Raw genomic sequence first — 14,997 nt, forward strand, 5'->3', positions numbered from 1 at the left:
TGACCAGCAGCAGCCTGACTCGCTGCTACACATCCCCCTCAGGCAAGGAGAACAACAATGAACAAAATTGCCTTTATCGGCCTCGGCCACATGGGTCTGCCCATGGCGCGCAACCTGCTCAAGGCCGGCTTCAACCTCAGCGTCTTCGACCTAGTGAAGGCCGCCATGGACGAGTTGGCCATGGAAGGTGCACAGCCCGCCAGCAGCGCACTGGATGCCGTACAGGGAGCCAATTTGGTGGTGAGCATGCTGCCCGCCAGCCGCCATGTCGAAGGCCTCTACCTGGGTGATAACGGCCTGTTGGCGGCACTCAAGCCCGGCAGCCTGGTACTGGAGTGCTCAACCATCGCTCCGGAATCCGCCCGCAAGGTGCATCAGGCCGCCCACGAGCGCGGTATTGAACTGCTCGATGCGCCAGTGTCCGGCGGCACGGCCGGCGCAGCAGCCGGCACCCTGACCTTTATGATCGGCGGTGCAGCCGCAACTCTGGAAAAAGCCCGCACAATTTTCGACGCCATGGGCAAGAACATCTTCCACGCCGGCCCCGCCGGTGCCGGCCAAGTGGCCAAGGTGTGCAACAACCAGGTACTGGCGGTACAGATGATCGCCACCGCCGAAGCCATGGCCATGGGCGTGGCCAACGGCCTGGAGCCAGCGGTGCTGGCCGAGATTATGCGCCAGAGCTCAGGCGGCAACTGGACCCTGGAGAAATACAACCCCTGGCCCGGGGTGATGGAAAACGCCCCGGCGTCCAAAGGCTACAGCGGCGGTTTTATGGCCGAACTGATGGCCAAAGACCTCGGCCTGGCCCAAGAGGCTGCCCAAGCCAGCGGCAGCAGCACACCGATGGGCGCACTGGCCCTGCAGCTGTATCGCCTGCTGCTCAAGCAAGGCAAAGGCAAGCAGGACTTCTCGGTGGTGCAGCAACTGTTTGTCGAGTAACCGCGAGGCGCTTCGATGGCCGAGCCAACACCAGACAGCAAAAAGCCGCAGTGAACTGCGGCTTTTTTGAGATCACCTTTACTCAACGCTCACGCAACGCCTCGGCACGAGCACGAATAATCGGTTTGAGCAGGTAGCTGAGCACGCTCTTCTTGCCGGTGATAATGTCCACCGAAGCGACCATCCCAGGAATAATCAGCAACGGATGTTCCTCGCTGCCCAAATGGCTCTTGTTGGTGCGCAGCTTGATCACGTAAAAGCTGTTGCCATCGTCGTCGGTGACCGTATCGGCACCAATCTGCTCCAGCTCGGCCTTGAGCCCGCCGTAGATGGTGTAGTCATAGGCGGTGAACTTGACCATCGCCTCCTGCCCCGGATGCAGAAAAGCAATGTCCTGCGGGCGGATACGCGCCTCGACCAGCAGGTTCTCATCCAGCGGTACGATTTCGACCAAATCGCTACCCGGCTGGATCACCCCGCCGATGGTGTTAACCAACAGTTGCTTGACGATACCGCGCACCGGCGAGGTCACCAGCGTGCGGTTGACCCGATCCTCCAGCGCCTTGCCGGTGGACTGAACCTTACTCAAATCAGTACGGGTCTCGTTAAGCTGAGTCAGCGCCTCACTGCGAAAACGCCCACGTGTTTCGTCAATTTTGCGCTCAACTTCCTTGATCGCCGCCTCGGCTCGCGGCATGGCCAAGGTGGTTGCCTCTAGCTGGCCACGCGCCTCAACTTCAGCGCGTTTCAAGCGTAAGACTTCCACTCGGGAAATCGCGCCTTGGGACACCAAGGGTTCAGATATCTGAATTTCCTGACGCAGCAAACTCAGGCTATTGCGAAATTGCCCCTGCTTGGAGGCGAACTCACGCAGCTCTTGCCGACGCTGGATCAATTGCTCTTGCAAACCGGCCAACTCGTTGCGTAGTTGCGCTTTACGGCTATTGAACAGGGCAATTTCGTTATCCGCCTGGGTGGGCGCTTTTTGCCGTATTTCATCAGTAATCTGCAGCTCGCGCTCCTGCACTTCGGCACTTAGCCGTTCAACGCGCAGCAGCATGGCCAGGCGATCAGCCTCGGTTTCACCCACATTAGAGGCAAATCGGGTGTCATCCAGGCGTAACAACGGTGCACCGGCATCGACAATCTGCCCTTCACGGACAAACAACTCGGCGACGATACCGCCTTCCAGGTTCTGGATTTTTTGCAGCCGCGAGGACGGAATCGCCTTGCCATCACCGCGGGTCACCTCATCGACCACGGCGAAGTGGGCCCACAATAAGCAGAACACCACAAAAGCGATCAAGCCCCAAATGGTCAGGCGCACCACTCGCGGGGCATCCTCAATCAAGGCTTTGTTAACCTCGGGCAGCGGTTCATCGCCAAGCTCATTGTCACTGCCAAAATAGGCGGCAATAGCCTGCCGCAGGCTCTTCTTCTCGGGCACTTTAGCTGACACTGATCTGCCCCTTTTTCAACGCTTCCATCACGCTGCTTTTTGGCCCGTCGGCGATGATCTGCCCGCGATCAACAATTATCAGCCGGTCGACCAGGCTGAGCATCGAGGCCCGGTGGGTGACCAGTAATAGGGTCTTGCTGCCGATTACCGCAGACAAACGCTGCTTGAGGCGCTCTTCACCGGTGTTATCCATGGAGCTGGTCGGCTCATCGAGCAGCAGAATAGGCGGATCGAGTAACAGCGCGCGCGCCAGAGCCACGTTCTGCCGCTGGCCGCCAGAGAGGTTCTGGCCACGCTCACCGACCTGCAGCTCATAGCCCTTCGGGTGCAGACGGACAAACTCGTGCACACCCGCCAACTCGGAGGCCTGCAACACCAGCTCGTCCTCCACATAGCGCGCACCGGACACCAGGTTGTCACGCAAGGTGCCGCTAAACAGCTGAATGTCCTGTGGCACATAACCGATGTTGTGCCGCAGGTCACTGACATCCAGCTGGCGTACGTCGATGCCGTCGACCAGCAAACTGCCGCCATCGGGCTGATACAGCCCCACAATCAGCTTGGCCAACGAGCTTTTACCCGAGCCGCTACGGCCAATGATGCCAATCTTCTCGCCAGGGCGAACGATCAGGTTGATGCCCTGCAGGGCAGCCTGCTGCTGATCCGGATAATGAAAGTCCAGCTGACGAAACTCGATGGCACCTTGCAGCGACTGGCGCTTGAGCGGGCGCTCATCGGCCTGACGCTCCTGCGGCAACTCCATCATCTGATTGACGGAATCGAGGGTGATCTTGGCCTGCTGATAACGGGTGAGCAAACCGGAAATCTGCGTCAACGGCCCTAAAGCGCGACTGCTCAGCATGTAGCAGGCAATCAGCCCGCCCATGCTCAGGTTGCCGTCGATAATCTGGTACACACCCAGCACGATGACGATCACCCCGGCGAGTTGCTGCAGCAGCATGGTCGAGTTCATCGCCAGGCTGGAAAGCATGCGCGCGCGCAGCTCCAGACGACTGAGGGTGCCAATGGTTTGCTCCCAAACGTACTGGCGCTCACTCTCGGCATTGTTGACCTTGACTGCATCCAGCCCCGCCAGGCTCTCAATCAGGCTCGACTGGCGCTCAGCCGCCAGGGCCATGGTGCGCTGCATGGTTTCCGCCAGCGGGCGCTGCAAGCTCCAGCCGATCAGGGCTACCAATGGAAAAGCCAGCACCGGAACCCACACCAGATGCCCACCGATCATCGCGATCACCGCGAGAATCAACAGGGTAAACGGCAGGTCGATGACGCTGGCCAAGGTCAGCGAGGCGAGAAAATCGCGTAGGCTCTGAAACTCATGAATATTCTGCGCAAAGCTGCCCACTCGCGCCGGCCGAAACTTCATGGCCATGCCGGCAATACGCTCGAACAGCGTGGCGGAAATAATCAGGTCGGTCTTCTTGCCCGCCAGATCCAAGCAAAGACCGCGCAGGGTTTTCAGCAGTAGATCGAAGCAGAACACCCCGGCGATGCCAATCGCCAATACCCAGAGCGTGGCTTCGGCTTGGTTCGGTACCACGCGGTCGTAGACGTTCATCACGAACAGCGGCGTGGCCAGGCCAATCAGGTTAATCAGAAAACTCGCCGCAATGGCATCGATATACAACCAGCGTGAACGCTTGAGGGTGTCGCGAAACCAGGAGGTGGCGCGCGGAATCAACTCACCCCGGTTGAAATCAAACTTGTGCAACGGCTGGGCAAAGAACACCTGCCCGCTGTACTCCTCAGCCAGCGCTTCGGCACTGACATGCACCTCACCCCCTTCACTTTCGCTGGGCATGATGCGTGCCCGACCCTGGTCATCCCAGCCCAACAGGATGGCACTGCGACCATCATGCAGCAGTAACAGAGCAGGCATGGCAAGCGCTGGAATCTTTTCCAGGCCACGACGCAACCAGCGCCCCTGGAGGCCGGCACGCGCCGCTGCACGCGGCATCAACTCCGCGTTCAAACGCTGATCAGGCAGCGGCAGACCGGCGGTGAGCATGGCGCGACTGACCGATTTTTGGTGCAAGCTGCACAACGACAACAGGCTATCTAGCAGTGGATCGTCGTAGCGATCGCGGGGATCACTACGGGCTTGCATCTGGCTGGGGTCTACTGCCACAAAGATTTACTCATGCTCGGTTAGGGCCGTTGACGCGTGGCCTCAGTTCAACCCCGGCAGTTTGACCTGGGCCTTGATCTCATCCAATGGCGCGGCAGCCATCGGCGCGACCACCCCCTGACTCTGGAGCAGGGTGCCTATGGTGGCCTTGATCCGATATTGAGTAAACAGCTCGGTGAAACGGACTTCTTCAAGACGGCGCGAGGAAGTGAACAGCTCATTTTCACTGTCGAGCAAGTCCAACAGCGTGCGCTCACCCAAACTGAACTGTTGCTGGTAGGAGTCACGCACACGGCTGCTGTAGTCAACGTATTGCTGAGCAATCGGTAATTGCTGATTGGCATTTATCAACGCATTCCAAGCCAAGCCGAGCTCTTCATTTAATACGCGCAAGGCGTTATTGCGAATATCCATGGCCTGATTGGTTTGATAGGCCTTGGATTGCAAGTCAGCTTTATTGCTACCGCCAGCAAACAGGTTGTAACGCATGCCCAGCATTGCTCGCCAATCGTTATTGTGGCCCTCAACGCCATCCAGATTGTTGTCCATACTGCGCGACAACTCCGCATCAACGCGCGGGTAGAAGGCCGACTTAGCGGCTTCGTACTGCTGCTCGGTTGCTTGGATATCTGCTTCGGCTGAGCTCAACAAAGGATTATTAGCGAGCATTTCCTCACGTGCTGCCGTCAGATTATCCGGCAATTGACCTGCCAGATTTGAAGGCATACTCAAACCACTCGGCTCACGACCAACAACGCTGTAGTAATTAACCCGGGCATCAGCCAGGTTGGTTTGCTCGGTAATCAAATTGTTACGCGCCTGGGCCAAACGCGCTTCGGCCTGATCGAGATCGACGATCCGGCCGACACCGCTCTGACTGCGCAGGGTGATCTGATCATAGATCCGCTTATGGCTGGCCAAGTTGGTCTCGGCCAGACGAACCAAGTCTTGACGAGTCAGCACATCCAGATACACCTGCGCCACCGCCAGAGCAGTGCGCTCAGCGGTGCCCATCAGTTCATAGGCACGCGCATTCACCGTGGCGCGTTGACGACCGACTTCACTGCGGGTGGCAAAACCGTCAAAAACCATTTGCTGCACTCGCAGGCTCGATTCGCCACGGTTTAACGTCTTGGTATCGTGGCCCGTTCCACGGGTCCCTGGGCTGTCAGTAAACTCACGGCCATAGCCAGCCAATAAATCAACTTGCGGCAGATATCCGCCCTTAGCCGCCTTCATCTGCTCTTCAACCGACAAACGCGCATTAACCCCCGCCTGAATCTCCGGATGCACCTCAAGAGCACTTTGCATGGCTTCATTGAGCGACTGGCCATGAGCAGCCAGAGATACCGCCAGAGCAAGGGGGACGAGAGCAAGATAACGCATTGAGTTGACTTCCTTTCAGGCTGGGCTGGGGACTAGAACCGTGAAGCGCTAAACGCTCGACGCATTGGCCGCCAGAATACATAAACGACCGGCTCAGGAGGGGGACCTACACGACACAGTCCCGCATCAATGTCAAAGTGACATCAGGTTTAGCATTGTTTATTATCAAAACAAGTCGGTCAATAGTTCGGCATAAAGCTAATTCCATTAAGTGATAAGCCAAAAAAATGGCACATGCTAAAGTCAAAACATTGCCGCGCAGCATCAGTATTGCGCCTTAACTCCTGCTCAACGAATTTCACTGCAAGCCCAGTCCTGGAGCCTCACCTATGAGCAATATCGCCGCTATCGTCAAAAACCTTGTAGGCCAGGTGTTTGCTGTTTCTGTCGACGGTCTCAAGCGACAGATTTTTGAAGGCGAGCGCCTACTGATAGGTGAGCAGGTAATCACTGGCTTGGGCGGCGAAGTGACCTTGCAGTTGGCCGGCGGCGGCGAAGTTAAAGTGGCATCCAACAGCAGTTGGCAAGCTGCGCCTACCGCTAGCGAGAGCGATGAACGAGAGCCAGAGTCCGAGCTTGAGCAAGCACTTGCTGCCGGTCTAGACCCTACAACTGACCTAGAAGCCCCCGCTGCTGGCCCAAGTACTGGTGGCGGTAACGGTGGTGCAGCGGGTGGCGGACATAGCTTTGTGCTGCTGGATGAAACCGGGCAACAGCTTGACCCGACTGTAGGGTTTAAAACTGAAGGACTCGCATTCGCCTCAGATATAAATGAAGAAACCAACGGAGGCTTAGAGCAAGACTCTGTAGCCACCGATGGCCCGCCTCGCGTGGACATCCCGGACACCGATGGTGCGGCCAACGCCACTGACAGCACCCTGCCGGAAACCGCCGGCGCCACTGCCGGCTCGTTCAGCGTCAGCGCCGAAGCCGGCATCGCCTCGATCTCGGTCGGCGGCACGATCCTGACCCTGGCGCAACTGAATGATCTGGCCGCCAACCCCGTGCCGGCGATCAACACCGGCGAAGGCAGTCTGCAGATCACCGCGTTCAACGCCGCCACCGGCGTGGTCAGCTACACCTATGACCCGAGCGTGCTAACCCACAGCGCCGGGGCGGCGATCACCGACAGCATCGCCATCAGCGTCACCGACGCCAACGGCGTAAGCCGCGGCGATAACCTCGACATCGCCATCACCGACAGCACCCCGAGCGCGGTCAACGACGTCAACAGCATCACTGAAGACGCCGCACCGAACAGCGTGACCGGTAACGTGCTGGGCAACGACAGCGTCGGCGCCGATGCCAACGCCACCCCAGTCACCGCCGGGGTGTTCAGCAACGCCAGCGGCTACGGCACCCTGACCCTCAACAGTGACGGCAGCTACAGCTACGCCCTGAACAACGGCAACGCTGCGGTCAACGCCCTGAATGACGGCCAGTCGCTGACTGACAGCTTCACCTACACCCTCACCGACGGTGACGGCAGCAGCACCACGGCGACCCTGGTCATCACCATCAATGGCCGCACCGATGGCCCGCCTCGCGTGGACATCCCGGACACCGATGGTGCGGCCAACGCCACTGACAGCACCCTGCCGGAAACCGCCGGCGCCACTGCCGGCTCGTTCAGCGTCAGCGCCGAAGCCGGCATCGCCTCGATCTCGGTCGGCGGCACGATCCTGACCCTGGCGCAACTGAATGATCTGGCCGCCAACCCCGTGCCGGCGATCAACACCGGCGAAGGCAGTCTGCAGATCACCGCGTTCAACGCCGCCACCGGCGTGGTCAGCTACACCTATGACCCGAGCGTGCTAACCCACAGCGCCGGGGCGGCGATCACCGACAGCATCGCCATCAGCGTCACCGACGCCAACGGCGTAAGCCGCGGCGATAACCTCGACATCGCCATCACCGACAGCACCCCGAGCGCGGTCAACGACGTCAACAGCATCACTGAAGACGCCGCACCGAACAGCGTGACCGGTAACGTGCTGGGCAACGACAGCGTCGGCGCCGATGCCAACGCCACCCCAGTCACCGCCGGGGTGTTCAGCAACGCCAGCGGCTACGGCACCCTGACCCTCAACAGTGACGGCAGCTACAGCTACGCCCTGAACAACGGCAACGCTGCGGTCAACGCCCTGAATGACGGCCAGTCGCTGACTGACAGCTTCACCTACACCCTCACCGACGGTGACGGCAGCAGCACCACGGCGACCCTGGTCATCACCATCAATGGCCGCACCGATGGCCCGCCTCGCGTGGACATCCCGGACACCGATGGTGCGGCCAACGCCACTGACAGCACCCTGCCGGAAACCGCCGGCGCCACTGCCGGTTCGTTCAGCGTCAGCGCCGAAGCCGGCATCGCCTCGATCTCGGTCGGCGGCACCACCCTGACCCTGGCGCAACTGAATAACCTCGCCAGCGTCCCGGTAACGCCGATCAACACCGGCGAAGGCAGTCTGCAGATCACCGCGTTCAACGCCGCCACCGGCGTGGTCAGCTACACCTACGACCCGAGCGTGCTAACGCACAGCGCGGGGGCGGCGATCACCGACAGCATCGCCATCAGCGTCACCGACGCCAACGGCGTGACCCGTGGCGATAACCTCGACATCGCCATCACCGACAGCACCCCGAGCGCGGTCAACGACGTCAACAGCATCACTGAAGACGCCGCACCGAACAGCGTGACCGGTAACGTGCTGGGCAACGACAGCGTCGGTGCCGATGCCAACGCCACCCCAGTGACTGCCGGGGTGTTCAGCAACGCCAGCGGCTACGGCACCCTGACCCTCAACAGTGACGGCAGCTACAGCTACGCCCTGAACAACGGCAACGCTGCGGTCAACGCCCTGAATGACGGCCAGTCGCTGACTGACAGCTTCACCTACACCCTCACCGACGGTGACGGCAGCAGCACCACGGCGACCCTGGTCATCACCATCAATGGCCGCACCGATGGCCCGCCTCGCGTGGACATCCCGGACACCGATGGTGCGGCCAACGCCACTGACAGCACCCTGCCGGAAACCGCCGGTGCCACTGCCGGTTCGTTCAGCGTCAGCGCCGAAGCCGGCATCGCCTCGATCTCGGTCGGCGGCACCACCCTGACCCTGGCGCAACTGAATAACCTCGCCAGCGTCCCGGTAACGCCGATCAACACCGGCGAAGGCAGCCTGCAGATCACCGCATTCAACGCCGCCACCGGCGTGGTCAGCTACACCTATGACCCGAGCGTGCTAACCCACAGCGCCGGGGCGGCGATCACCGACAGCATCGCCATCAGCGTCACCGACGCCAACGGCGTAAGCCGCGGCGATAACCTCGACATCGCCATCACCGACAGCACCCCGAGCGCGGTCAACGACGTCAACAGCATCACTGAAGACGCCGCACCGAACAGCGTGACCGGTAACGTGCTGGGCAACGACAGCGTCGGCGCCGATGCCAACGCCACCCCAGTCACCGCCGGGGTGTTCAGCAACGCCAGCGGCTACGGCACCCTGACCCTCAACAGTGACGGCAGCTACAGCTACGCCCTGAACAACGGCAACGCTGCGGTCAACGCCCTGAATGACGGCCAGTCGCTGACTGACAGCTTCACCTACACCCTCACCGACGGTGACGGCAGCAGCACCACGGCGACCCTGGTCATCACCATCAATGGCCGCACCGATGGCCCGCCTCGCGTGGACATCCCGGACACCGATGGTGCGGCCAACGCCACTGACAGCACCCTGCCGGAAACCGCCGGCGCCACTGCCGGTTCGTTCAGCGTCAGCGCCGAAGCCGGCATCGCCTCGATCTCGGTCGGCGGCACCACCCTGACCCTGGCGCAACTGAATAACCTCGCCAGCGTCCCGGTAACGCCGATCAACACCGGCGAAGGCAGTCTGCAGATCACCGCGTTCAACGCCGCCACCGGCGTGGTCAGCTACACCTACGACCCGAGCGTGCTAACCCACAGCGCCGGGGCGGCGATCACCGACAGCATCGCCATCAGCGTCACCGACGCCAACGGCGTGACCCGTGGCGATAACCTCGACATCGCCATCACCGACAGCACCCCGAGCGCGGTCAACGACGTCAACAGCATCACTGAAGACGCCGCACCGAACAGCGTGACCGGTAACGTGCTGGGCAACGACAGCGTCGGTGCCGATGCCAACGCCACCCCAGTGACTGCCGGGGTGTTCAGCAACGCCAGCGGCTACGGCACCCTGACCCTCAACAGTGACGGCAGCTACAGCTACGCCCTGAACAACGGCAACGCTGCGGTCAACGCCCTGAATGACGGCCAGTCGCTGACTGACAGCTTCACCTACACCCTCACCGACGGTGACGGCAGCAGCACCACGGCGACCCTGGTCATCACCATCAATGGCCGCACCGATGGCCCGCCTCGCGTGGACATCCCGGACACCGATGGTGCGGCCAACGCCACTGACAGCACCCTGCCGGAAACCGCCGGTGCCACTGCCGGTTCGTTCAGCGTCAGCGCCGAAGCCGGCATCGCCTCGATCTCGGTCGGCGGCACCACCCTGACCCTGGCGCAACTGAATAACCTCGCCAGCGTCCCGGTAACGCCGATCAACACCGGCGAAGGCAGTCTGCAGATCACCGCGTTCAACGCCGCCACCGGCGTGGTCAGCTACACCTACGACCCGAGCGTGCTAACCCACAGCGCCGGGGCGGCGATCACCGACAGCATCGCCATCAGCGTCACCGACGCCAACGGCGTAAGCCGCGGCGATAACCTCGACATCGCCATCACCGACAGCACCCCGAGCGCGGTCAACGACGTCAACAGCATCACTGAAGACGCCGCACCGAACAGCGTGACCGGTAACGTGCTGGGCAACGACAGCGTCGGCGCCGATGCCAACGCCACCCCAGTCACCGCCGGGGTGTTCAGCAACGCCAGCGGCTACGGCACCCTGACCCTCAACAGTGACGGCAGCTACAGCTACGCCCTGAACAACGGCAACGCTGCGGTCAACGCCCTGAATGACGGCCAGTCGCTGACTGACAGCTTCACCTACACCCTCACCGACGGTGACGGCAGCAGCACCACGGCGACCCTGGTCATCACCATCAATGGCCGCACCGATGGCCCGCCTCGCGTGGACATCCCGGACACCGATGGTTCGGCCAACGCCACTGACAGCACCCTGCCGGAAACCGCCGGCGCCACTGCCGGTTCGTTCAGCGTCAGCGCCGAAGCCGGCATCGCCTCGATCTCGGTCGGCGGCACCACCCTGACCCTGGCGCAACTGAATAACCTCGCCAGCGTCCCGGTAACGCCGATCAACACCGGCGAAGGCAGTCTGCAGATCACCGCGTTCAACGCCGCCACCGGCGTGGTCAGCTACACCTACGACCCGAGCGTGCTAACCCACAGCGCCGGGGCGGCGATCACCGACAGCATCGCCATCAGCGTCACCGACGCCAACGGCGTAAGCCGCGGCGATAACCTCGACATCGCCATCACCGACAGCACCCCGAGCGCGGTCAACGACGTCAACAGCATCACTGAAGACGCCGCACCGAACAGCGTGACCGGTAACGTGCTGGGCAACGACAGCGTCGGTGCCGATGCCAACGCCACCCCAGTGACTGCCGGGGTGTTCAGCAACGCCAGCGGCTACGGCACCCTGACCCTCAACAGTGACGGCAGCTACAGCTACGCCCTGAACAACGGCAACGCTGCGGTCAACGCCCTGAATGACGGCCAGTCGCTGACTGACAGCTTCACCTACACCCTCACCGACGGTGACGGCAGCAGCACCACGGCGACCCTGGTCATCACCATCAATGGCCGCACCGATGGCCCGCCTCGCGTGGACATCCCGGACACCGATGGTTCGGCCAACGCCACTGACAGCACCCTGCCGGAAACCGCCGGCGCCACTGCCGGTTCGTTCAGCGTCAGCGCCGAAGCCGGCATCGCCTCGATCTCGGTCGGCGGCACCACCCTGACCCTGGCGCAACTGAATAACCTCGCCAGCGTCCCGGTAACGCCGATCAACACCGGCGAAGGCAGTCTGCAGATCACCGCGTTCAACGCCGCCACCGGCGTGGTCAGCTACACCTACGACCCGAGCGTGCTAACCCACAGCGCCGGGGCGGCGATCACCGACAGCATCGCCATCAGCGTCACCGACGCCAACGACGTAAGCCGCGGCGATAACCTCGACATCGCCATCACCGACAGCACCCCGAGCGCGGTCAACGACGTCAACAGCATCACTGAAGACGCCGCACCGAACAGCGTGACCGGTAACGTGCTGGGCAACGACAGCGTCGGTGCCGATGCCAACGCCACCCCAGTGACTGCCGGGGTGTTCAGCAACGCCAGCGGCTACGGCACCCTGACCCTCAACAGTGACGGCAGCTACAGCTACGCCCTGAACAACGGCAACGCTGCGGTCAACGCCCTGAATGACGGCCAGTCGCTGACTGACAGCTTCACCTACACCCTCACCGACGGTGACGGCAGCAGCACCACGGCGACCCTGGTCATCACCATCAATGGCCGCACCGATGGCCCGCCTCGCGTGGACATCCCGGACACCGATGGTGCGGCCAACGCCACTGACAGCACCCTGCCGGAAACCGCCGGCGCCACTGCCGGCTCGTTCAGCGTCAGCGCCGAAGCCGGCATCGCCTCGATCTCGGTCGGCGGCACGATCCTGACCCTGGCGCAACTGAATGATCTGGCCGCCAACCCCGTGCCGGCGATCAACACCGGCGAAGGCAGTCTGCAGATCACCGCGTTCAACGCCGCCACCGGCGTGGTCAGCTACACCTATGACCCGAGCGTGCTAACCCACAGCGCCGGGGCTGCGATCACCGACAGCATCGCCATCAGCGTCACCGACGCCAACGGCGTAAGCCGCGGCGATAACCTCGACATCGCCATCACCGACAGCACCCCGAGCGCGGTCAACGACGTCAACAGCATCACTGAAGACGCCGCACCGAACAGCGTGACCGGTAACGTGCTGGGCAACGACAGCGTCGGCGCCGATGCCAACGCCACCCCAGTCACCGCCGGGGTGTTCAGCAACGCCAGCGGCTACGGCACCCTGACCCTCAACAGTGACGGCAGCTACAGCTACGCCCTGAACAACGGCAACGCTGCGGTCAACGCCCTGAATGACGGCCAGTCGCTGACTGACAGCTTCACCTACACCCTCACCGACGGTGACGGCAGCAGCACCACGGCGACCCTGGTCATCACCATCAATGGCCGCACCGATGGCCCGCCTCGCGTGGACATCCCGGACACCGATGGTTCGGCCAACGCCACTGACAGCACCCTGCCGGAAACCGCCGGCGCCACTGCCGGTTCGTTCAGCGTCAGCGCCGAAGCCGGCATCGCCTCGATCTCGGTCGGCGGCACCACCCTGACCCTGGCGCAACTGAATAACCTCGCCAGCGTCCCGGTAACGCCGATCAACACCGGCGAAGGCAGTCTGCAGATCACCGCGTTCAACGCCGCCACCGGCGTGGTCAGCTACACCTACGACCCGAGCGTGCTAACCCACAGCGCCGGGGCGGCGATCACCGACAGCATCGCCATCAGCGTCACCGACGCCAACGGCGTGACCCGTGGCGATAACCTCGACATCGCCATCACCGACAGCACCCCGAGCGCGGTCAACGACGTCAACAGCATCACTGAAGACGCCACACCGAACAGCGTGACCGGCAACGTGCTGGGCAACGACAGCGTCGGCGCCGATGCCAACGCCACCCCAGTCACCGCCGGGGTGTTCAGCAACGCCAGCGGCTACGGCACCCTGACCCTCAACAGTGACGGCAGCTACAGCTACGCCCTGAACAACGGCAACGCTGCGGTCAACGCCCTGAATGACGGCCAGTCGCTGACTGACAGCTTCACCTACACCCTCACCGACGGTGACGGCAGCAGCACCACGGCGACCCTGGTCATCACCATCAATGGCCGCACCGATGGCCCGCCTCGCGTGGACATCCCGGACACCGATGGTGCGGCCAACGCCACTGACAGCACCCTGCCGGAAACCGCCGGCGCCACTGCCGGTTCGTTCAGCGTCAGCGCCGAAGCCGGCATCGCCTCGATCTCGGTCGGCGGCACCACCCTGACCCTGGCGCAACTGAATAACCTCGCCAGCGTCCCGGTAACGCCGATCAACACCGGCGAAGGCAGTCTGCAGATCACCGCGTTCAACGCCGCCACCGGCGTGGTCAGCTACACCTACGACCCGAGCGTGCTAACGCACAGCGCGGGGGCGGCGATCACCGACAGCATCGCCATCAGCGTCACCGACGCCAACGGCGTGACCCGTGGCGATAACCTCGACATCGCCATCACCGACAGCACCCCGAGCGCGGTCAACGACGTCAACAGCATCACTGAAGACGCCGCACCGAACAGCGTGACCGGTAACGTGCTGGGCAACGACAGCGTCGGTGCCGATGCCAACGCCACCCCAGTGACTGCCGGGGTGTTCAGCAACGCCAGCGGCTACGGCACCCTGACCCTCAACAGTGACGGCAGCTACAGCTACGCCCTGAACAACGGCAACGCTGCGGTCAACGCCCTGAATGACGGCCAGTCGCTGACTGACAGCTTCACCTACACCCTCACCGACGGTGACGGCAGCAGCACCACGGCGACCCTGGTCATCACCATCAATGGCCGCACCGATGGCCCGCCTCGCGTGGACATCCCGGACACCGATGGTGCGGCCAACGCCACTGACAGCACCCTGCCGGAAACCGCCGGTGCCACTGCCGGTTCGTTCAGCGTCAGCGCCGAAGCCGGCATCGCCTCGATCTCGGTCGGCGGCACCACCCTGACCCTGGCGCAACTGAATAACCTCGCCAGCGTCCCGGTAACGCCGATCAACACCGGCGAAGGCAGCCTGCAGATCACCGCATTCAACGCCGCCACCGGCGTGGTCAGCTACACCTATGACCCGAGCGTGCTAACCCACAGCGCCGGGGCGGCGATCACCGACAGCATCGCCATCAGCGTCACCGACGCCAACGGCGTAAGCCGCGGCGA

Annotated in this window: 5 protein-coding genes; 2 read left to right on the plus strand and 3 right to left on the minus strand. The window is 62.4% G+C overall.

The features are described from left to right. Positions 1 to 57: 57 nt before the first annotated feature. On the plus strand, positions 58 to 942 hold the full coding sequence (gene mmsB / locus Q0V31_RS19665; RefSeq protein WP_298190816.1) for a 3-hydroxyisobutyrate dehydrogenase: 885 nt from the start codon (positions 58 to 60) through the stop codon (positions 940 to 942). An 82-nt stretch (positions 943 to 1,024) separates the two neighbouring features. Here mmsB and Q0V31_RS19670 read toward each other — a convergent pair whose 3' ends face one another. The 3 genes from Q0V31_RS19670 to Q0V31_RS19680 are packed head-to-tail and all read right to left on the minus strand — an operon-like array spanning position 1,025 to position 5,933. Beyond that, complete coding sequence (locus Q0V31_RS19670) at positions 1,025 to 2,371, minus strand: HlyD family type I secretion periplasmic adaptor subunit (RefSeq protein ID WP_298191172.1); 1,347 nt, start codon at positions 2,369 to 2,371, stop codon at positions 1,025 to 1,027. A gap of 19 nt (positions 2,372 to 2,390) precedes the next feature. After that, on the minus strand, positions 2,391 to 4,547 hold the full coding sequence (locus Q0V31_RS19675; protein ID WP_298190818.1) for a type I secretion system permease/ATPase: 2,157 nt from the start codon (positions 4,545 to 4,547) through the stop codon (positions 2,391 to 2,393). A 42-nt stretch (positions 4,548 to 4,589) separates the two neighbouring features. Beyond that, complete coding sequence (locus Q0V31_RS19680) at positions 4,590 to 5,933, minus strand: TolC family outer membrane protein (RefSeq protein ID WP_298190820.1); 1,344 nt, start codon at positions 5,931 to 5,933, stop codon at positions 4,590 to 4,592. Positions 5,934 to 6,262: 329 nt separating this feature from the next. Between Q0V31_RS19680 and Q0V31_RS19685 the strand changes: the two genes are divergently transcribed. Continuing rightward, positions 6,263 to 14,997 (plus strand): retention module-containing protein (locus Q0V31_RS19685; RefSeq protein WP_298190822.1); only part of this gene is annotated, 8,735 nt, incomplete at its 3' end.

It is taken from the genome of uncultured Pseudomonas sp., from assembly GCF_943846705.1.
In the GTDB taxonomy this organism is placed as follows: Bacteria; Pseudomonadota; Gammaproteobacteria; order Pseudomonadales; family Pseudomonadaceae; genus Aquipseudomonas.

What these genes read in the sequence shown, in the direction of transcription:
- mmsB (WP_298190816.1), top strand. Translation starts at nt 58, where the DNA reads ATGAACAAAATTGCCTTTATCGGCCTCGGCCACATGGGTCTGCCCATG.
- Q0V31_RS19680 (WP_298190820.1), bottom strand. Translation starts at nt 5,933, where the DNA reads ATGCGTTATCTTGCTCTCGTCCCCCTTGCTCTGGCGGTATCTCTGGCT.